The sequence below is a fragment of the Paenibacillus pabuli genome (assembly GCF_039831995.1).
Lineage (GTDB): Bacteria > Bacillota > Bacilli > Paenibacillales > Paenibacillaceae > Paenibacillus > Paenibacillus pabuli_C.
Genome location: NZ_JBDOIO010000005.1, coordinates 370,975 through 392,297 on the forward strand (window position 1 = coordinate 370,975; position 21,323 = coordinate 392,297).

The window sequence follows — 21,323 nt, forward strand, 5'->3', positions numbered from 1 at the left end:
CTGGCACGATCCCTAGTCGCCGCATACCGGATTTACTTCCACGGTGACAGGCGCATCTACGTGACGGAAGCCCTGGATTACTCCGACGCGTTTGAAAAATTTGTGGAATCGCTCATTCGGGTGTCCCTTTTCCTTGTACTCCGCTACGATCCGCTCCACCATCCCGCCAATCTGATCACCTGGAATCCCCTCGGCTACTGGCTGGGCAGGGTGAGCGTTTCGTCCGAACTTCTTGCCGCCAAGGAACAGGTCGTATCCGCCTTTGCGGTAGACAATTCCGATGTCCTCCAATACAGCACCATAACATGCCATGCCGCAGCCATTCAGAGCCACGCTGGTCTCTTTCGGCGCACTAAGTCCGCCTATAACAGCCTGCAGATGATTGGCCATCGGAACAGCATCATCCTTCTCCATGTCGCAGAAGTCACAGGCCTTCACCTTGATGACGTCACCGATCGGCACCACGATGAAATTCGCTGCACGCAGTTCTTCTACCAGCTGAGCCGGTTCAAAGGTCGGTACCCGCAAAATAATCTGATGCTCCGGCGTGTATTCCAGCTCGCCTTCTTCACTCGCGCATTGCGCCAGAAGCGCCATCTGGGCTGCAGTAAACTTCTTGTTGCCGACGCCAGGCGACACGCCAATCTCGAACAGCGGCGCCTTGCGTCCCGGCTCAGGTGCGGTCCGCACAGCAGCATCGGCTGCAGCCTGCGGCGTCCCGGCTGGCACGCCTGGCACCGCCGCATCCAGCCAGCGACTGGCCGCTTCGCCGGCGAGTTTGCCGCCTGCCGCAAGCCGCGTCAGCGCCTCGGCAGCCAGCTCGGCCGCACCAGTACCCGGCTGTGCCTCGGCTGTACGCGCCGCGGTATTCACCGCCGCAGGGCGCTCAGCGGAAAGCACTGCGGTGCTACCGCCACCTGCCGGGCTTCCCGATGGCTGAGCAGCAGGCATACCAGCGCCGTGCTGCCCTTGCGGCCCCGTGCCCGCGCTGGTGCTCGCGCCGCGCAGGGCTGGCTCCGCAGCTGGCTGCGCGGTCTGCGCGTCGCGGACCGTGTCTGCTGCATCGGCTGAAGCGGCAGAACGGGCCTCCATGGCGCCGAGCGACCAAGGCTCGGCCTCCGTGCGAAGCCGCTCATGCGGTCTGAGCGACTGTTCCGCGGTATTCAGCGTGTATTTCCGCTGATATCCGCGCGGTGTGACCATGAGTCCTTCATACATCATGGTCGAGGAGTTACCTATGATGACGGTCGTCAGCATGCCGATATCATGATTCAACATATCTTCCAGCGTGGTCATCACGACATCCTGACGTTCACGATAGGCACTTTTTACAAGTCCCACCGGCGTCTGGGGACTGCGATATCGCAGCAGCATCTCCTGAGTCTCCACGATCTGCCGCGTCCGGCGTCCACTACGAGGGTTGTACAGAGCAATGACAAAATCAGCCGCTGCTGCTGCTTCCACTCGGCGAATGATTGTCTCCCAAGGCGTAAGGTGGTCACTCAGACTGATCGTACATGCATCATGCATCACAGGCGCACCCAGCAAGGAAGCGCAGGATTGAATGGCAGATACACCCGGAATAACCTCTACGCCGACGCCGCTTTCCGGCTTCCAGCCCTGCTCCATCAGTACCTCATACACCAGTCCTGCCATGCCGTATACACCTGCATCTCCACTGGAGATTACCGCAACAATTTTGCCCATCTCCGCCTGTCTGACCGCTTCCTGTGCCCGGCTTACTTCCTCGGTCATGCCTGTCCGCACAATCTCCTGTCCGTCCAGGAGTGGACGAATCAGGTCAACGTAGGTGTTATAACCAATAATGACCTCGCTCTCCCGAAGTGCCTCCAATGCCCGTGTGGTGATATGCTCCATGGCTCCCGGGCCAAAGCCGATAATCAGCAGCTTTCCTTGACTCTGCATTGCTTCTCCTCCTCCATCTCCCTGCTCACCCTTAGCACGTCAGTAACATCTATATCACGCTTCTACAGCTATGGTTTGTGGTTGATCGTTTGATCATTGGCGCCACGCCGTTCGACCTTCTTATCCCTTGTAATCTAAAACAGTGAAGAAGGACGGCTTGACCGACCTTCTTCTTCGCGGCATGTTCGATCCATTCCGATTCCAGATTGATTCCCTGAAAATAAACAAAAAAATCCCATCCTTATAACGGATGGGATACGTATGTACGTACACTCAAGAAGACAGTCCACGGCCCTATAGTGGATAGACCTGTGGCTGCATGGCCGCAAAGGGCCTGCCAGGCGAACCGATGGTTCGCCCGTTTCCTGATTCTTCGTACACCACTCCTTTCCGCGAAGGGTTCGGTGACACATGCAAGGTAGGTCTCCTGGCTCTGGATCATCAGCTTCCTTTTCTGTCTTCCCCGGATGGTCGAGTGACATGGATGAAAAGGGCTTCCCCATTACAGTGGCGGGACCGCTCGGGACTTGCACCCGATTCCCTGTTACCTCTTGCTCACGCAAGAGCACCTTGCTTGTTTTCATGAATGATATTGGTTTCATCATAACACCGCTCAGGAAAAAAAGTCCATGCTTATGATGCTTGTCCAATATTCTATTTTCAGACAAAACAAAAAAATTCTGATCCAGAACGGATCAGAACTTGAATGACGATATTCATATGCGAAACTCTCATAACGACTTACCGGATACTTTATAAGGCATATGTCCAGATCTGCGTGTCAGGATTTATTGGCATGTGCTGCAGCAATATATCGTCCCAGTTCAACGATGAGCGCTCCCATCTTTTCTTCCTCCGGAACAACCCGTGCTTCAATACCTTCTTCAAGCATGGCGTTCGCAGTCACCTTGCCTACAGATGCAGGAATTACAGCTTCCCGGAAAGCCTGCTGCATCTGTTCCAGCTTGCCTTGGGAAGCTGCATATGCTGACAAAAACCGTACTTGGGGGCCGCTGGTGAATGCTACAGCGTCGACCTCATGCTGCACGATTTCATTCAAAAGCAATTCGAGTTCGGCCTCTTCTGGCGGCACATGACGATAAGGCAAAACCTGTCTTACCTGTGCACCCTGTTCCTCCAGCCAGTTGACCAGCTTCGGTGCAGTCTCCCCGTGAAGCTGGAGCATGACTTTTTTGCCTGCCAGATCATGTGGGGCGAACTCCCGGATCAGCCCATCCGTACTGCCATCATCATCCCGGACCAGCGGTGCGAGCTTGCGCTTACGAAGTGCATTCACCGTTTTGTATCCTCTTGCCGCAATCGAGGCTTCCGACAGGACATCCAGCAGTTGACCGGCAATGTCCATATCCTCTGCCATTTCAAATATGGCATCGAGCCCCATCCCTGTAGTTAACACCGCCCAGTCGGGTGGATCAGAGATTAAAGAGACAAGACCATCGCGTATGCTCCGATCATCCAGGAATACCGTTCCCTGTGCTGGCCGCACGAGTGGAATACCACCCATTTTCTCAACCAACAAGGCCATTTCCTTGGATTTACGTGGTCCTGTCAGCGCTACACGTACACCTGCCAAATATTGAGCCATTCATGTTTCCCCCCAGTTCGTTCGTCCGAACGTCATTCGTTTGACTACAGTATACAGGGTAGTCTCATGGAGGGAAACCTCGTTTCACGTCATTTGGCCTGTTCTTCTATAACGATTTTTTATGATTGGCATTAGGAAGGCTGAAGCTCGCCCCCCTGCATGTCATCATGTCCTGTCTCGTCTTCCTGATCCGAACCGTGTCTTTTTTCCCCCTGTTCATCCTGTTTTTTGCTTGTATCGCGATGCTTCTCTCCTTCGCGTGAGGAGTCCCTTTCCTTTTTACGTGGCCGAAGAAACACGAAAAGAATGATGGGAAAGAGCACTTCGAATAGAATGGCAATCCATGTCCACTCCCGCGTGAAGCGGAACAGCTGAATTGCATTCTTAAAAAACCAAAATGCACATACGAATCCAACAAGCGCAACTGGACCGGTCATGAGCTTCCCGGATACTTTGGGAATCATTCGCTTCAGTCCCCAGCATATAAAATACAGGTCAAATGCAATTTTTGTAATCATGGTAGGCAGGGTGGCCGCAGCCAGTGCCAGGTCGAACCGGTCCAGAAAGTCACTTACTTGCAGTTGTCTGGCAAGTTCATACGAAGGATATACCAGCCTTGATGCGATCGGCACACCAATGGAGGTAATGGTCTCGATCATAATCAGCATCATCAGCAAGGCAGCAATCGTTATTCCCCAAGTCACGGATTTGAACCGAAAGTCGCTTCCCTTGATGACAAAAGGCAATGCAACCATCTCACCAAAGAAAGAGAAGATATACCAGCTTCCTTTGCCGACACCTGCTGCATCAACATCAAAGTACGGCATCAGATTTTCCAGGTTCACTTGCTGAATCAACATGAACGGGACGACAACCGAGTTTAACAAGAACAGGGTGATGTAAAGCTCTGACATCCCGATTAAAGAACCCAGCCCTCCCCTTACGATAAACACAGCCATGACCAAGAGAGACAACACAACGATGGATATGGGCGTCGTCTCGAGCAAAGTAATACTTACGTAGTCACCGATCAGCCGGATGTCACGGGCAAACACAATAAGAAAAAACAAGATGTACATTAAGCCCGTCACCCGTCCCAAAAAGGGAAATCTTTCGACCAAAGACTCGAACAAGTCCTGATCGGGGAACCTCCCCTGGACACGATTTAACATCCACATGGATGCAAGCATGACCAGAAACACAGGGATATAGGATAGATAGGCATGCTGTTCGGCATAGAAAATGGCCTGAGCATGAGGTTGAATCAACGTACCCGTTATACTCAGCAGCAAGACCAGCAGCGTAAGCTGCCGGTTAGTCACCCTCTGATTCATCAAATACCTCCTTTCTATCTGCTCATCCGAATCGGAAGATATGTCGATACATCTATGGGAGGGGCAAGTACCGTTGAATCCAATGGGTCAGCCAAACCGTGATAAAGAAGGTTTTGTTCAGATGGGTAACATATAACCAAATCCCGATGCTGCATGCAATCACCCCATAGGATAACCAACGGTTAATCGCTGCTGCCTGCCTCAAGTGCTTCAAGTCCATGATGACGACAGCGATGACCATGGCCAGATACGTAAACAACAATGGCTTAATCATGGACGATCTCCTCCTCGGTCAATCCAATCGGTTTATTGGTGATGCCTACATTCTCAATGATGATATGAGGCTCTACCACGACCTCCATGTTCGGATAGATATCATACCAACGGTCCTTGATTTTATCCCATTCTTTCGGCATTTGCTGATGTATGGAACGGCCCAACCCCAGAATATCGGCATTATACTTTCGCTGGAGCAGCCTTACGCCTTCCTCAATATCATCTTTAACTTTTTTGTGGATCGCTTCGTTCAGACTCACAATTTCCCGTTCACGCAGGTCGCCATAATCCGATTCGTTATCTACCAAGATCCCCTTGGCGTACAATTGAATGGTCACGCTTACTTTGTCATCGCGGATATGCGGTTGAAACGACGAATTGTTTTCGTTGAGCTTGATGAACAGGCTCCCTTCGCCCTTCGGAGCCTTGAGCAGCACTTCCGGGGTATTTGCTTCACCCATAGCCAAAATAAGTGCATCCGCGGGTGCCTTTTCAATCATGCCTACAAGCTTGTCTTTTTTGAAAATGGCCAATCCATCCAACTTGATGTTGGTTTTGACATCCTTCCAATCCTTCGGAACGTTTTCCGTAATGGAAGCGATCGGGAGAAAAGGATCTATCCCATCCGAAAGGATGGAATCGATAAAGAGTTTAAGCGAGCGCGGATTACGCATGTTCAGGAAACACAATTCCCTTACCATTTCCGAGGGGAATTTTTCAATCGGTGCGTCCGCGTCGAGAACCTTAAACGCTTCACCCTTGGTGACTACAGGCATCGCAGACAGACGATTCAGTGGGTATCTGGTTAACAAGTCCAGCATGGGGGCAACCCCTTCCCTCGCCAAATCCTCTCCGATCAGCAGCGTACGCCGATGTGCATAATAAAGCCGCCGGGACAGAGCTTTTTGCCCTTCAAGCGAGGTACCGCGAAAGGTTTTGGCTGTCGTGGACAGCATGAACCAGGATTTATCCCCGCTTGTGCCTCCTCCGCCTCCTTCACTTCCAGCGGCACCAGACTGACCAGGCAGAGCAATTTGCAGACTTGTTCTGTAATCCTGCTTCTCCTTGTCGATGGCAATGCCAATTACAAATGCAATATCATTAATTTCTTCACGATCCCAACAGCCAGACAACAAAAGGGTACACAGGAACAGCAGCACTATTGTGCGATACTTATGCATGAAATGCATGAGCTTACCACCCCTCTTCGGCTTCTGGCGAACCGTTGATTTTGGCATTCATACGCTTCTGATCCCGATGCACTGTGGAAGGACGACGGATCATTTTCCACCATGGTGCACGAATCACAATATCCTTGGTATCTGTCTTGTTGTATGGACTCAGCCCCGACAGATACGGCACACCAAAGGAAGTCATCTGCGTCAGATGGACCGAGATCAGTACCAGTCCGATTACAATGCCGTACAATCCGAGCGCGCCGGCGAGAAGCATGATCGGAAACCGCAGCAAACGAACCGTAATGGCAAAGTTAAAGCGCGGGATGGTAAATGACGCAATACCCGTCATCGATACGATAATAACCATCGGCGCAGATACAATTCCGGCCTGAACCGCTGCTTGTCCGATCACGAGCGCCCCGAGAATACTAACGGCCTGGCCCACCGTTTTTGGCAACCTAACCCCGGCTTCACGCAAGGCCTCAAATGACAATTCCATAATAAGAGCTTCCACCACCGCCGGAAACGGGATGGCCTCCCTTGCCCCGGCGATACTCAGAATCAGCGTGGTTGGCAGCATGTCCTGATGGAAAGTTGTAATAGCGATATACAGTGCTGGCAGAAACAGTGCGATAGCTACAAACAGAAACCGGATCCAGCGCACCAGATTGCTGATAAAGAACCGTTCATAATAATCCTCACTGGCCTGCAGCATCTGCCACATGGTAACCGGACCAATTAGGGCAAACGGGCTGCCATCCACAAGAATGGCAAAGCGGCCTTCCAGCAGATTACCAACCGTCGTATCCGGACGTTCCGTATAATGCATCTGGGGGAACGGGGAATACGGATGATCTTCAATTAATTCCTCGATATATCCCGTTTCGAGAACACCATCGATTTTGATCTTGTTCAGGCGGTTTTTGACATCCTTGATCAACTTGGGATCCGCAATATCATCCAAATACGTCAGCACGACATTGGTTTTGGTCTCTGTTCCGATGGTCATGCTCAACATTTTGAGCGAAGAGGTTTTTAACTTAAAACGAATCAGTGCCGTGTTTACACGCAATGTCTCCGTAAACCCTTCACGGGGACCTCGGATAACGGATTCCGTTTGCGGCTCCTCTACTCCCCGGCGGACACCGCCTTTGACATTAAAGAGCCAGGCATCCCGGCTTCCATTAATCAGCAGCAGTGCCGAGGATTCCAGTACACCATCTGCCGCTGCAGCCCAGGAGTCAACCTTTTTCACTTGAGTAAGCGCAATTCGGGTATCATCAATCGGGACATCAGGTTCATCAGTACGCTGCTCGATCAGCCCTCGAATCAGTGGACGCAGCATATGGTCCTGAATATCCGCCGAATTCACAATCCCTTCGATATATACGAGAAGTCCTTGAACTTCAGGTGAAATCATGACATTGCGGAAAACCACATCCGAACTATCCGAGAAGATGTCCTCAAGCGCAAGCATATGGCTCTCATGTGTCAGTCCGATCGGTTGCTTTAGAATGGGCGGAGACGGCAGCCCCAAGGGTACATGTTTTTTTTCGGTTGAGTTTGGGGTAGCTTCTTTTCCAGTTTTCCTGTCGGCCATGTCCGTCCCTCCGCTCTTTTTTATACAAGGTAGCTTGTGCCAGATGTTCGGGAATTATGTGGACGATTTACAAAAATCCATGCAGCTTTCCGGCTTCAGGTAAACAAAAAAAGATCCCTGCGTTCGCAGAGATCTTTCTTTCCCCATTCCAATATGTTGCGGTTCTTACTTCCGTTATTTGACGCTTGCATCCACTTCCTTGATCATTTCCTGGATGGATTCCAGACCGCCACCAGACAAGTACCAGTAGTTCGGGTCAAGGTAAACAATATGTCCTTCTTTGTAAGCCGTCGTATTTTTGACCAGATCATTCTCGATGACCTGCTTGGCCGGTGCAGCTTCCCCACTGCCTGCAACCACCGCACTGCGGTCTACCACAAACAGGTAATCCGGGTTCGTCTCCATCACATATTCAAAAGAAACACTTTGTCCGTGAGTGGACACTTCAATATTGGCATCTGCTGGTGTAAAACCAAATACATCATGAATCACACCGAAACGCGAACCTGCACCGTATGCACTCAGTTTGCCTTCATTGGTCAGTACGACCAGTGCATTTTTGCCTGCAGCCGTTACCTTGTCTTTCAATGCTTGGGCAGAGGCCTCGATGGAAGTCAATGCTTGCTCCGCTTCGGCTTCCTTGCCGAAAATCTCACCAAGTGTCTTCACGTTTTCCGTCAGGGAATTCATGTAATCTTCGGTGTCTACCGCCATATAAATGGTAGGTGCAATCTTGCTCAATTCTTCATATGAATCCGACAGACGTCCCGAGATGATAATCAGGTCAGGACTCATGGCATTTACTTTTTCAAAATCAGCTTCTTTCAAACCACCGACGTTGGTATACTTGGCGTCTTTATACTTTTCCAGATATGGAGGAACGCCTTCTTGAGGAACACCGGCGACTTCTACGCCCAACTGATCCAGGGTATCCAGCACACCATAGTCGAATACAACCACGTTTTGCGGATTCTTCTTCACTGTTGTCTCGCCTAGTTTATGTTTAATGACGATTTCCTCACTGGACTGTTCTGCCCCAGCATTGGCCTCTGTACCTGTTCCTGTGCTTGCCCCCGTATTCTCCGCTGTTCTATTTCCCCCGCATGCTGCCAGCACCACAGACAATACTACGAGCAACGTAAACAACCAACCCTTTTTCATAAATAGACACCTCTCACTCTCTATATTGGTTTTAACTTTCTAATTGGAAAACGCTCTTCTTGGATTAATGCAATATGGCTACTTACGCAAAGTACACACAGATCTTACGCCCATCGATCCACTGCACCGGAATATGCATGTCATATACCTGCTGCAATACTTCCGTATCGATGATGTCCTCCGTCTTACCTTCCTGCACGACTCTGCCTTCCTTGAGGGCGACAATATAATCGGAGTAACACGAAGCAAAATTGATGTCATGAATAACAATAACAATCGTTTTGCCGAGCTCGTCTACCATCTTGCGCAGCACTTTCATAATCTGCACGGAATGTTTCATGTCCAGATTGTTCAGCGGTTCATCCAGCAGAATATATTCGGTGTTCTGCGCAATAACCATGGCGATATACGCCCGCTGCCGCTGTCCACCACTGAGCTCATCCAAATACCTTTTACGGTACGGACCAAGCTCCATGTAATCGATGGCTTCTTGAATCCACTGGCGGTCTTCCGGTGTAAGCCGTCCTTGTGAATAAGGAAACCGCCCGAATGCCACCAGATCCTCCACCGTTAACCTGATGTTGATATGGTTGGATTGTTTGAGCACGGAAATCTTTTTGGACAACTCCTTGCTCTTCCAGCCTTCAATTTCCTTCCCTTCGATCAGGACCTGGCCCGTGTCTTTGCCGATGAGCCTGGTGATCATGGATAACAGCGTACTTTTGCCTGCACCATTGGGTCCGATAAAGGAAGTGATTTTTCCTTTGGCAATATTGAGTGATACGTCATCCACTACCCGGACGCCGCCGTATTGTTTTGAGACATTTCTGACTTCTACCACGACTTACTCTCCTTTAGCAGCAAATAGATGAAATACACACCGCCTATAAAGTTGATAATGACACTTACGGTTGTGGAGAAGGTGAATACCCGTTCCACGATCAGCTGTCCACCCACCAAGGCAACGACTGCTATGATGACGGAGCCCCAGATCAGTACGGTATGCCGGTGTGTCCGGAATACCTGATGGGCCAGATTCACGACCAACAATCCTAAGAACATGATCGGACCTATAAGTGCAGTGGAGATGGACACCAGCACCATGACAACGAGCAGCAGCCGTTTGACGATATAGTGGTAATTCACACCCAGGTTCACTGCATGATCCTTCCCAAGCGCCAGAACATCGAGATACTTGGTGAATTTCCGTGCATACAGCAGGATCAGGAGGATGGAAGCCATCGAAATGATTAATAGATCGGTATTTACATTGTTGAAACTGGCAAACATTTTGCCTTGTAGGATGAGGAATTCATTGGGATCAATCAGGACCTCCATGAAGGAGGACAGGCTCTGAAAGAGCGTTCCCAGAATCAGACCCACCAGCAGCAGCAGATAGATATTGCGCCCTCGTTCCCGCCGGAACATGAATTGATGCAGCAGCAGCGCAAAGAGGGTCATCAGCAGGACAGACACTGCAAAGTTAAGATTTTTATTCACAAAGCTGATGTGACTGCTGCCAAACACAAACACTGCAAACGTCTGAAACAACATATACAGGGAGTCGAGTCCCATAATGCCGGGTGTAAGGATACGATTGTTGGTTATCGTTTGGAAAATGGCGGTTGAGTATGCGATACATGCTCCGGTAAGCACGATAGCCAGAATCTTTTTCCCCCGGCGCGGCAGGATATAATCCCAATTGCCCCCGGACTGAATGACCAGAAACACACCAATCAGAATGAGCGCTGCTGCGATCAAGATGCCAAACTTTAGAGTATTCGCTGAATATTTCATTCTCATGATCCATATGCCTTTCTTCGAAGCAGTAAATACAGAAACAGCACACTGCCTACGACTCCCACTGTCAAACTGATGGACAGCTGATACGGATAAATAATCAATTGACCCAGAATGTCACAGACCAGAACGAATATCGCCCCCAGCACTGCCGTATGAGGCAGCGTGTCACGCAAGTTATCGCCCTTATACAGCGTAACAATATTGGGCACGACCAGACCCAGAAAAGGAATGGTTCCTACGGTGATAATAACGACGGCGGAAACCATGGCTACCAATATCAATCCGAGGTTAACCACTCTTCGGTACGCCAGGCCCAGGTTGGTCGCAAAGTCTTCTCCCATCCCGGCCAGCGTGAAGCGGTTGGCGAAGAGATAGACGATGATCAGCAGCGGAATACTGATATAGATCAATTCGTATCGGCCCTTCATGATTGTGGAGAAGTCACCCTGCAGCCAGGAGGAAATGTTCTGGATCAGATCGTTTTTGTAGGCAAAAAAGGTCGTCACCGAACTAACGATGTTCCCGAACATCAAGCCCAGAAGGGCGATGTATATCGTATCCTTGAATTTGACCTTTTCGAGGATTCGCATAAAGATCAGCGTACCTGCCAGAGCAAAGGCGAAGGCAACCAGCATTTTTTGCAGAGAGGACGCACCGGGGAACCACATCAAGGTCACAAGAATGCCAAGTCTTGCTGAATCCATGGTGCCTGCCGTTGTAGGCGAAACAAACCGGTTGCGTGTCAGTTGCTGCATGATCAGACCAATAACGCTCATACTGATACCAGCAACAAGAATGCTGATCAGACGGGGAAAACGGCTAACTTGCAATACCTGCAGCTGCACTGGGGTCAAGTGGAATATATCCAAGGGCGAAATGTCCGAATTGCCGATAAATATGTATACGATAGACAGAACAGCCAGTGCGATTAACATATAACCTAACTTCATCTCTCTACTAAACCCCTCACCGATAGCCTTAAGACAACGTAATTGTTCTATTTTTCAGCATATGATATTGATATTCATTATCAATTGATATGAATTATATCTATATTAATTTCCAGATGTCAACCTCGTTTGACTTCGCAATTTTTGGGATTTCGTAAAACAACCTGAAAGACATCACATAAAATATGAAATAGATAAAAAGAAATAGGCCTTCCGGTATGGAAGACCCATGTTATCTCGCCGAAATCATCTTCAGGGCTTACGCACTGGCATTACGGCCAACCCTTCCTTGTCTGGCTATAAACTGATCCACCGCCAAGAAACGGCTGCCTGTGAACAGCAAGGTCAGGGAACCTGCCAGCATCAGGTAATCAAACTCAGTACCGCTAATAAATGGCTGACCTACTTTGGCCGTAAACAGAACCCCTGCCATCAAGACAATAAACAAAGCAGCAAACACACGTGTTCCCAGCCCCAGAATCATTGCTGCCCCACCAGCCAGCTCAATAATGGCTACCACCGATGCAAGGAAGCCGGGAATACCCATACTTTCAAAGAATCCTACCGCACCACTGATTCCACCTTCAAACTTGCTCCACCCATGCAATACAAAGATGAGACCGATCATGATTCTTAAGAAGAACAAACCAATCTCTACACTCCTACTATTCATGTTCATCTTCCTCCTTGGTATATAAGTGTGTCGTATCCTAATTATCCGATCGACCAAACAAACAAAACAGACATCAACAGAAACACGGTCGCAGACATTAATATCGCGAACCACGGTAGAGCCAGCTCAACATCTTGTTCCGGATCGAGCAGACGGGAGATGCGCACATTAACCGACGTATCGGCAAACGAGGATTGTACAGCCATTTCCCGTACCCGCCACGGCTCAGGACAAGCACGGATCAGTTTGAGCAAAGCACTGCCAATTCCTGCTGCATTTCCCGTACGCTCAATGGCTTCATTATCGGCCAAAATTTCTCTGACAATATGGTATTGCTTCGAAGTATGCTTCAAGACGGGAATATACGGCATCATCATGGCAAACACCGACAGCAGCGTTGTCTTAAGCGGATCACGGTGCCACAGATGATGGACTTCATGATAGACAACGGCTGTTTCCTCTTCAGTGTCAAGCATGTCCAGCAATCCCGTCGAGAGCACAATATAAGGTCTCCATAAACCAATCGTAAAAGCAATCGGTGACCGCTTGTCCACGACGATGAATCCCGGTTGTTTGAGATGATGATACTTGACCTCAAGGGCTTTCGACATTGCTTGGTCTTCGATCGCATGGAGCTTGCGTACGGCTGCCCGCGTCTTCATCATTCGATGCATGAACAGCCAGCCTGTTCCTCCAAACGTCAGGACGACGAGAAACATCAAAAAGTGGCCTACCGATAACCAACCCAACCGACTCATCCAATGATTGCACAGCCAGAGCAGATTAAAGGGAATATCCCAGCCAAACAGTTTGTACATGGCGTACATGAACATCTGAATGAACACAAGTAACGGAATGCCAAACCCGACAGTAAACAACAGCTTCGAGCGGGCCTTCCACATATCAGTCGCTATCCTTTTTCCATTGTTTGATCTTCTGCTCCAGACGTTCGATCAACCCCGCATCGGCTTCATCCAGCGCATCCAGCATGTGGCTCACTGCCAGTGCACCGAACTCGTCTACCAGTTCATGCGACAGTTCCTTTGATTGGTCGTTCATAAACTCCTCCTTGCTCTGTACCGGGTGATACAGGGACGTCCGGCCCTTCTGTGTCTTGCGAAGCAGCCCCTTATCCACGAGCCGATTCATGACCGTCATGACGGTATTAAAATTAACATCTCTATCTTGTTCTAGTGCTGTTTGCACCTCACGGATGCTGCTGCCTGGACGCGCCCATAAGATATCCATAATCTTCGCTTCCAGCGGGCCAAAAAAACGATTCAGCCCACGCTCACCCACTTTAAAATTGTGTATTTTCATGTTCAGACACCCCTCACACTACCCATTGTAGTGCCAACAAACAAGAAGTCAACCTCTATGTCAGGTATTTATTGTAAATGATTTGTAAATTTGTTTTCCATTTCAGAAATCATTAGGAGATAATATGAAGCCAGTTCGGCTGCAAAGAAAGCAAAAAGGCTGGAAAGTCTGCATTTCCCGCAGTCTGTCCAGCCTCAGCATTACCATTTTATATCCTAACACCATATAAAAATATATTAATAATGGGCTCTTATTTTTGGTCAGCCGATGGCATATATGCCGAGATATCTACACCAAGTCCACGAGCAAGACGTCCACCAAACTGTCCGTCAGCCTGGAAGAAGTGACATAGCGCACGCATCTGCGTCTGTGCCGGAACACCCTTCAGGTCATTAATCAGATTATCAAGCAGATTCTTCTGTTCTTCTGCCGTAAAGGAACGGAACAATTCCCCTGCCTGTGTGTAATCATCGGTTTTCTCGATTTTCTCCCGTGTAACGTGGCCATGCAGCGGCATCTGACTGTCCCGGTATGCCGGATCTTCCTGTGGACTGCTGGAAGAACTGTTCGGCTCATAGTTCACTGGGGACGGATCCTGATTCACATTCATAAGCCCATCGCGCTGATGGTTGCGAACCGGTGCATACGGGCAGTTCACCGGAATCTGCAGATAGTTTGGTCCAAGCCGGTGACGCTGGGTATCCGGGTAGGAGAACAGACGTCCTTGCAGCAGTTTATCCTCAGACGGCTCAATCCCAGGCACCAATGCACTTGGCGAAAAAGCGGCCTGTTCTACTTCGGCAAAGAAGTTTTGCGGATTGCGATTCAGGGTCATGGTTCCTACCGTTTGAAACGGAATGATATCTTCCGGCCAGGTTTTGGTCGGATCGAGCGGGTCAAATGAGAAATCATCCATCTGCTCCGGCTTCAGGAGCTGTACCTGCAGCTTCCACTGCGGATATTGGCCATTTTTGATATGGTCATACAGATCCCGGGTAGCGTGGTTGAAGTCCTGCCCTTGCACTTCAGACGCTTCCTGACGAGAGAACCCGCGCACTCCTTGTGCAGACTCCCACTTATACTTCACATAATGGATCTCGCCTTGAGCATTAATCCATTTGAACGCGTGCACGCCGAATCCATCCATCTCCCGGTAATTCGCAGGTGTACCCAGATCGGAGAACAACCAGGTCATCATATGTGTGGACTCAGGTGAGAGGGTCATGAAATCCCAGTACCGCGCAGGATCTTGAATATTCGTATCTGGCGCAGGCTTCAGGGAATGCACCATATCCGGGAATTTCATCGCATCACGGATGAAAAATACAGGCAAATGGTTGCCCACAATATCATAGTTGCCTTCCCGTGTGTATAGTTTGACTGCAAACCCGCGTGGATCACGCGCAGTCTCTGGCGAACCCGTTCCATGAATAACCGTGGAGAACCGGACAAGTACAGGCGTTTCCGTTCCCGGATCCTGCAGGAAATCCGCTTTGGTGAACTCCTTCATGCTGTTCTCTAGGGTGAATACTCCATGTGCACCAGCACCTCTGGCATGCACTACCCGTTCTGGAATACGTTCACGGTCAAAATGGGCAATCTTCTCGATCAGATGATAATCTTCAAGTAGAGTAGGCCCTCTTCTGCCTGCTGTGCGGGAATTTTGGTTGTCACCTACAGGCGCCCCCTGATTGGTTGTCATACGTTCTGTCATTTCTGCATCCTCCTCATGATGGCCTCATGCGTGCCTGCTGTATTATTTAAATCATATTCGTCATTACTTTAAATATACATTTAGACTTGATCTAACTGTTAAATTGATTCTAACATGTCCAATAGAGAGTCTGCATGAGCTTCGCATGAGGTTATCATGAGCATCCTGACCGTTTCATGAATGAAGGATGAATATATGCTTATGGCATAAAAGGCTGGAAATAAAAAAAAGCGGACTAATCCGCCAGGCGGTAGCCCACTCCTCTTACGGTAACAATATATTGCGGGGAAGCCGCGTTATCCCCAAGCTTTTTACGCAAGCTTTTGATATGAACATCAACTACATTGCTTCCACCTGTAAAATCGGTCTCCCAAATATCGCTGAGCATCTCCTCACGGGAAATGACAGCTCCTTTGGCATCAATCAGCTTCAGCAGCAAATCGTATTCGGTCTTCGTCAGATGAATCCGGTCGTTATCCCGCTGAACACTCATACGCTCACGGTCCAGCCATAAGTCTTTGAAACTGATCCGTTGCCCTTCCTCGGGCAAGAAGCCGCGCTTGGGCGTAACCGGACTATTGCCAATCATGCGCTGCACCCGGTAGAGTGCTTCCTGTGGACGTGCCGGCCACACCAGCAGTTCTTCCTGAAGCATGGGTCCGCTCGCGCTGCCTATCATATTCTCGCCCACCAGATATAGGCATGGTGCCATATGCTCTGCCTCCCGGTTCAGACGGCTGCTAATGCCAGCGAACGCGTCAATCGTTCCAGCCACAGACAGATCATAGATCAACAGATCAAATACCAGTCGTTCATGAAGATCCGGTTCCCAGCGATGAAACACCAATACATCGAAGCAGCTGTCCGTCAACGCTTTGACCAGTTCATGAACCTGGCCTGGCATCGGACTAATCAGAATGACGCGCCGCGTAACAGGACAAGCTTCCACGAAGGGAGCCGGATCAGCAAGAGCTGGCTTGACCCGCAGCGGCAAACGGCGATCAGACATCCTGATTTTTACTTGATCCGTTTGTTTTTGCATTCCCCGCAGACACCTCCAAAGACCACATGAGCATGATCAATTGCATATCCGGTTTCCTCGGCCACCTGCTGCATCCACTCCGAAGGGACCTCTGTCATAACCTCATCCACTTTGCCACAGACTTCACACATAATATGCTGGTGGTCATCCATGCGGGCGTCGTACCGGCTGGCGGTCTCACCTAGCTTAAGCTCCCGGATCAATTCCTTATCGGTTAAATAACGCAGCGAATTATATACGGTGCCATAGGCCAGATTATAGCCTTGTTCAACCAGACGGTTCATTACATCAGCGGCAGTCGGATGGTCTTCCGAGTGACGAACAACATCATACACGGCTTGTCTTTGTATCGTCAGATTTAGAGTTCTCACGGCAATTCTCCTTATTAATCCATTCAAAAATATATACAATGACACAGCAATCCATCGATCGCTATGATACCCAGAAACGTTGAAACAAATTTTGATTTAGATTAAGTATAAATCTTAATGTATAATGAAGTCAATACGAGTTCAATAACATATAACTTATATTAATAATAAACCATTTCCAGCAATTCACTTACACCTTTGCTATAATATGGTTCGCTACTGTACTCTTTTTCAGATAAAATATAGTAATGTGCGTTTAAGGGGGGCTGTCCATTGTTAAGCACGTTCTTTATTAATATCTGTGTCATGATCACATTCATGTACATATCCGGAATTATTGCCAAATACTATAATATCCGTGTCCCGTTTCCCTCACTGCGTGTGCAGATGATCGGCGGTCTCCTGTTTGGTATCTATGGCACTGTGCTGATGAACTACTCCTTCCCTCTAAATGAAAACACCATTGTGGATCTGCGCCATCTTGCGATTGTTACAGCCGCAGTGTATTTAGGAGGACTAGCATCGGTCATTTCTGGACTGGTCATCTCCATCCTGCGCATTGTCATGTTTGGTCTGTCGTCCGCAGCGATTGATGCTGTTTTCGTCATGACTCTCATCGGTCTGTCCGGTGTATATTTTGCATACGCTTCCTGGTCGAGGTTAACCAAAATCATAACGATGAACCTGCTTGGCATAACCCTGATCTTTGTGATTCTGGTGTTGAATACCAGCAGTATGAATTCATTGATGAAAATATATCCGTTACAAATGACGATTTCTTTTGTCGGTGGGATCTTTATTTATTTTATCGCAGAATTTATAAACAAATCGAATGAGATGTTATTTCTGCTGGAACGCAGAGCATCCACAGACCATCTCACCAATCTCAGCAATCGTCGTCAATTTGAGAAATCACTGGAACTGCAGCTGGAGCGTGCCCGGGAAAATAAACAAAAGCTCTCCCTGCTCGTCATTGATATCGACCGTTTCAAAAAGGTAAACGATACATATGGCCACAGCGCTGGAGACGCTGTTCTGAAGCAGCTTGGGCAATTGCTAATTGAACATTCGCGATCCGCTGACATTGTCTCACGTAACGGAGGCGAGGAATTTGCCATTTTGCTTCTGGATTGCGGCAATCATCAAGCCCTCGCAATCGCAGAATCCATCCGGCTGTCTGTCGAAAAGTATCTCTTTGCCCTACCGGACGGAACAACGATTCGTCTGACCATTTCCGTCGGGGTAGCCGTCTATCCGGATCATTGCGATGAGCGGGATGACGCTGACTTCTTCGAGCAGGCAGACCGTGCTCTATATGAAGCCAAAAATACAGGACGGAACCGGGTCTGTGCCATTCCGAAGCGGTCCAAGGTGCTTATCGGCAATCGTTTGCTCTGACATTAACCCCAAAAAGGGATACCCCGCGATGCCATCCTTTGGCTTTGCAGGGTATCCCTCTTATATTCCATTTAGTAAGTATGCCAGATTAACCTATGATTGCTCGGCATTAAGACAGGATCTGCTCGATTTCCTCGATGATCGCAGTATCCAGTTTTACCCCTGAAGCAGCAGCATTCTCCTTCACCTGCTCCGGACGGCTTGCACCTACAAGTGCACTGGACACATTGTTCTGACGCAAAATCCATGCAAGTGCCAGCTGGCCTACCTTCAGATCCAGCTTGTCTGCTATTTCAATCAGTTGACGCACTTTTCCGATTTTGTCGGCATTGATCTTTCCTTCATCCCAGCCCAGCTTCGCCGCACGGGAGTTCTCCGGAATATCTGAAACGGATGTGTACTTGCCGGTTAACAGACCTTGTGCAAGAGGAGAATAGACCACTTGTCCAATTCCCTTGCGCTCACCGAGTGGAATAATCTCATTCTCAATATAGCGGTCGAACATGTTATAGACCGGCTGATTGACCACGATATGATCGAGCAGAAGACGATCAGCGGTACCCAAAGCAGCCTCCATCTGAGCGGCCGTCCATTGGCTTACGCCTACGTACAGCACTTTGCCCTGACGAACCAGGTCATCCAGTGCCCGCAGCGTTTCTTCGATCGGTGTTTCCGTATGATAACGATGGCAATAGTAGATGTCCACATATTCCACGCCTAAGCGCTTCAGACTGGCATCACATTGTTCCTTGATATGTTTGCGGGATAAGCCCTGGTCATTCGGACCGTCGCCCATTTTGCCGAACACTTTGGTAGCAAGAACATAGGAATCACGGGAATATGCTTTCAAAGTCTGCCCAAGCAGCTCTTCTGCCGCGCCGCGTTCGTATACGTTCGCTGTATCAAAAAAGTTGATACCTTCATCGAATGCGGTTTCAATCGACTTCACCGCATTTTCACGCTCCACATATCCTCCGTATGTCAGCCAGCTGCCCAAGCTGATCTCGCTTACTTTCAGTCCGCTTCCACCCAATCTGCGGTATTCCATTGAATGCACATCCTCCTCTAGATTCATTAGTATGATTCTTACTTTTCTATTGTAACGTAACCAACGTGGATGAAAAGCACTTTAACAAAAGAAAATAGGAAAAATGTACAGCCCGGATCTGAGGGGCCAGCTCTCTTTCCGTATGCAATAAAAGCGGCGTACCTCATCAGGTACGCCGCTTTTATTGGGTATGCTCAGTGCACTGTCGCACTCAGTGCATTCAGCAGGTCCAACTGTCTAACCGGCTTGGTCAAGACAGCATTAACAGTCCTTGCCTCCTGAGGATCGATATGCATTCCGTATGGGACCAATATGATGATGGGCAGCTGTTTCGCCATTCCCTTTAATTCTTGAATAAACTTCATAGCTGTGCCTGACTCTAATCCCATATCAATGACCGCAATCTCAGGCTCAAGTCCCTCCTCCATCCATTCATGTGCTTGGTTCGGGTTCGATGTCATATGCACATCCATCTGCCACCTGCGCATGAGGGAAGATACCCCCTGGAGAATATCGGGAGCTTTGACCAGCAGCACCGTCGTACCTTTCAATCGTTCTTGAATGCCTGTAAGCTGCGGAAGTTCCCAGTGCCTCATTAGGGGCAGCCTGATCTGAAATTCTGTCTCCTCTTCCCCCAAGCTGCTCACCTCAATGCGGCCATGCATGAGAATGGCGAGATTTTGGCTGACAGCCAAACCGAGGTTGGTACCCACAAGCTTTTGAATGCTGACATTTCCGTCCAGTGTATTAAATGCCTGTAGTTTTTTATCCGATGTCAGCATCCGCCCCGTATATTTGATATGAAGCCGCAACGTACCCGCCCCATCCACATTCTGGTCATCCACGTTTGCCGTAACAAGCACGGAACCTGCACGTGTTGAATCAATGGCATATTTCAGCACATTTGCGAGCAGTTGGCCGATCTTGACCTCGTCCCCCACGAACACCTGAGATACATTCATTTCAAGGTTCAAGCCTAGCTCGATCCCTTTCTCCATGGCCTGCCCTGCATGCAGGTAAACGGTACTCTCAATGGTAGAAACCAGATCAAAGGGATCATCATGAACCACTGTTTCACCTGTTTCATTAATGTTGAAATTCATTATATTGTTTAGCAGAGACAACAGGATGTTGCCGCTCGTCTCAATCATGTCCACATATTCCACATGCTCTTCAGGCATATTCGGTGTGCGCATCAGATCGGTTAAACCCAGAATTCCGTTAAGCGGGTTCCGAATCTCATGACTCATCAACGCGATCATCTGCGCCTTCGTCATCGCTTCCGATTCTGCGCGTTCCTTCTCCAGCTGCAGCTGCTGCTTCAGCTGCTCCGTATCGTTCAGCTTCTGTTCCTGTACCAGCAAATTGCTCTCCAAATCAACGACATATCCGAGAAATACAGCCATGGCATTCAACGTTTTCATATCCGTCTCACTGATTACATAGTCCGGGTTGTCCATTAGACAAATCGTCCCAAAGGTTTCACCCGATCGCCGCATAATGGGTATGCCCACAAAAAAACGGTTACCGAGCGCCTTGGTTACATCCATTGAGCAAGTCAGCGGATGTGCTGCAGTATCCGTTATGGTCAGGTTGTCTATCTTATTCCGGAGTACCAAACTGCAGTAGGAAGAATCAAATGAAAGTTCACGGCCACTGATGACCAGTTCTTCGTCTCGATTAAAAGCTTCCAAAATCGTATTGGTAATCCCATCATTGGTGGCAACGAAGATCGTATTGACCTTCAATATGTCACTTAACACGTCCACGATGTGGGACGCCGCTTCCTGTACATTTTCATAGAAGCCTCTCTTAATCCCTACCGTTCCCATGATTTACCCCTCAGTTCTTAGCTGTATTTCTACATCTCTATCTCAAAATGAATCTGTCCTGTATATGAGGGTCAAATTTCATAAGTTAATT

General features: G+C 49.0%; 19 protein-coding genes and 1 riboswitch. Of the genes, 1 reads left to right on the forward strand and 18 read right to left on the reverse strand.

The window, feature by feature from the left end:
• Positions 1-12 precede the first annotated feature (12 nt).
• The 16 genes from cobJ to ABGV42_RS28465 all read right to left on the reverse strand — a co-directional run bounded on the left by cobJ (position 13) and on the right by ABGV42_RS28465 (position 16,954).
• Positions 13-1,926 carry a precorrin-3B C(17)-methyltransferase gene (gene cobJ, locus ABGV42_RS28390; RefSeq protein ID WP_347384712.1) on the reverse strand — a complete coding sequence of 638 codons (1,914 nt, stop codon included), beginning with the start codon at positions 1,924-1,926 and terminating at the stop codon, positions 13-15.
• 400 nt (positions 1,927-2,326) lie between these two features.
• A riboswitch (cobalamin riboswitch) is annotated at positions 2,327-2,514 on the reverse strand.
• Between the two features lie 193 nt (positions 2,515-2,707).
• Positions 2,708-3,532, reverse strand: coding sequence for a uroporphyrinogen-III synthase (locus tag ABGV42_RS28395; protein ID WP_347384713.1), 825 nt, complete (start codon positions 3,530-3,532; stop codon positions 2,708-2,710).
• A gap of 131 nt (positions 3,533-3,663) precedes the next feature.
• A complete protein-coding gene (locus ABGV42_RS28400) occupies positions 3,664-4,866 on the reverse strand; it encodes a GerAB/ArcD/ProY family transporter (protein WP_347384714.1) in 1,203 nt (400 codons plus the stop codon).
• A 52-nt stretch (positions 4,867-4,918) separates the two neighbouring features.
• Positions 4,919-5,140, reverse strand: a complete 222-nt coding sequence (locus ABGV42_RS28405; protein WP_347384715.1) for a hypothetical protein — start codon at positions 5,138-5,140, stop codon at positions 4,919-4,921.
• Positions 5,133-6,332: a Ger(x)C family spore germination protein gene (locus ABGV42_RS28410; protein WP_347384716.1), complete on the reverse strand. Its 1,200-nt coding sequence runs from the start codon at positions 6,330-6,332 to the stop codon at positions 5,133-5,135. Before ABGV42_RS28410 ends, ABGV42_RS28405 begins: the two co-directional genes overlap by 8 nt.
• A gap of 4 nt (positions 6,333-6,336) precedes the next feature.
• Positions 6,337-7,920 carry a spore germination protein gene (locus ABGV42_RS28415; RefSeq protein WP_347384717.1) on the reverse strand — a complete coding sequence of 528 codons (1,584 nt, stop codon included), beginning with the start codon at positions 7,918-7,920 and terminating at the stop codon, positions 6,337-6,339.
• A 174-nt stretch (positions 7,921-8,094) separates the two neighbouring features.
• Complete coding sequence (locus ABGV42_RS28420; RefSeq protein WP_347384718.1) at positions 8,095-9,081, reverse strand: siderophore ABC transporter substrate-binding protein; 987 nt, start codon at positions 9,079-9,081, stop codon at positions 8,095-8,097.
• Positions 9,082-9,163: 82 nt separating this feature from the next.
• Positions 9,164-9,922, reverse strand: a complete 759-nt coding sequence (locus ABGV42_RS28425; protein ID WP_347384719.1) for an iron ABC transporter ATP-binding protein — start codon at positions 9,920-9,922, stop codon at positions 9,164-9,166.
• Positions 9,916-10,878, reverse strand: a complete 963-nt coding sequence (locus tag ABGV42_RS28430) for an iron chelate uptake ABC transporter family permease subunit (RefSeq protein WP_431523713.1) — start codon at positions 10,876-10,878, stop codon at positions 9,916-9,918. The genes ABGV42_RS28425 and ABGV42_RS28430 overlap by 7 nt, the downstream gene beginning before the upstream one ends.
• 2 nt (positions 10,879-10,880) lie before the next feature.
• Complete coding sequence (locus ABGV42_RS28435; RefSeq protein ID WP_347384721.1) at positions 10,881-11,834, reverse strand: ABC transporter permease; 954 nt, start codon at positions 11,832-11,834, stop codon at positions 10,881-10,883.
• A gap of 259 nt (positions 11,835-12,093) precedes the next feature.
• Positions 12,094-12,507 carry a DoxX family protein gene (locus ABGV42_RS28440; RefSeq protein WP_347384722.1) on the reverse strand — a complete coding sequence of 138 codons (414 nt, stop codon included), beginning with the start codon at positions 12,505-12,507 and terminating at the stop codon, positions 12,094-12,096.
• Between the two features lie 41 nt (positions 12,508-12,548).
• The gene (locus ABGV42_RS28445; protein ID WP_347384723.1) at positions 12,549-13,409 is read right to left on the reverse strand and encodes a M56 family metallopeptidase; all 861 of its coding nucleotides are present in this window, start codon (positions 13,407-13,409) and stop codon (positions 12,549-12,551) included.
• A gap of 1 nt (position 13,410) precedes the next feature.
• Positions 13,411-13,827, reverse strand: coding sequence for a BlaI/MecI/CopY family transcriptional regulator (locus tag ABGV42_RS28450; protein ID WP_154894738.1), 417 nt, complete (start codon positions 13,825-13,827; stop codon positions 13,411-13,413).
• 250 nt (positions 13,828-14,077) lie between these two features.
• Entirely contained in the window at positions 14,078-15,541 is a 1,464-nt protein-coding gene (locus ABGV42_RS28455; RefSeq protein ID WP_347384724.1) for a catalase, read from the reverse strand.
• A gap of 235 nt (positions 15,542-15,776) precedes the next feature.
• Positions 15,777-16,583: a winged helix-turn-helix domain-containing protein gene (locus ABGV42_RS28460; RefSeq protein WP_347384725.1), complete on the reverse strand. Its 807-nt coding sequence runs from the start codon at positions 16,581-16,583 to the stop codon at positions 15,777-15,779.
• Positions 16,559-16,954: a Fur family transcriptional regulator gene (locus tag ABGV42_RS28465; protein ID WP_347384726.1), complete on the reverse strand. Its 396-nt coding sequence runs from the start codon at positions 16,952-16,954 to the stop codon at positions 16,559-16,561. The genes ABGV42_RS28460 and ABGV42_RS28465 overlap by 25 nt, the downstream gene beginning before the upstream one ends.
• 273 nt (positions 16,955-17,227) lie before the next feature.
• Here ABGV42_RS28465 and ABGV42_RS28470 point away from each other — a divergent pair, with 273 nt between their 5' ends.
• Complete coding sequence (locus tag ABGV42_RS28470) at positions 17,228-18,352, forward strand: GGDEF domain-containing protein (protein WP_347384727.1); 1,125 nt, start codon at positions 17,228-17,230, stop codon at positions 18,350-18,352.
• Between the two features lie 109 nt (positions 18,353-18,461).
• Here the strand turns inward: ABGV42_RS28470 and ABGV42_RS28475 are convergent, their stop codons facing one another.
• Positions 18,462-19,400 carry an aldo/keto reductase family protein gene (locus tag ABGV42_RS28475; protein WP_347384728.1) on the reverse strand — a complete coding sequence of 313 codons (939 nt, stop codon included), beginning with the start codon at positions 19,398-19,400 and terminating at the stop codon, positions 18,462-18,464.
• 194 nt (positions 19,401-19,594) lie between these two features.
• On the reverse strand, positions 19,595-21,232 hold the full coding sequence (locus tag ABGV42_RS28480; RefSeq protein ID WP_347384729.1) for a hybrid sensor histidine kinase/response regulator: 1,638 nt from the start codon (positions 21,230-21,232) through the stop codon (positions 19,595-19,597).
• Positions 21,233-21,323: the final 91 nt, after the last annotated feature.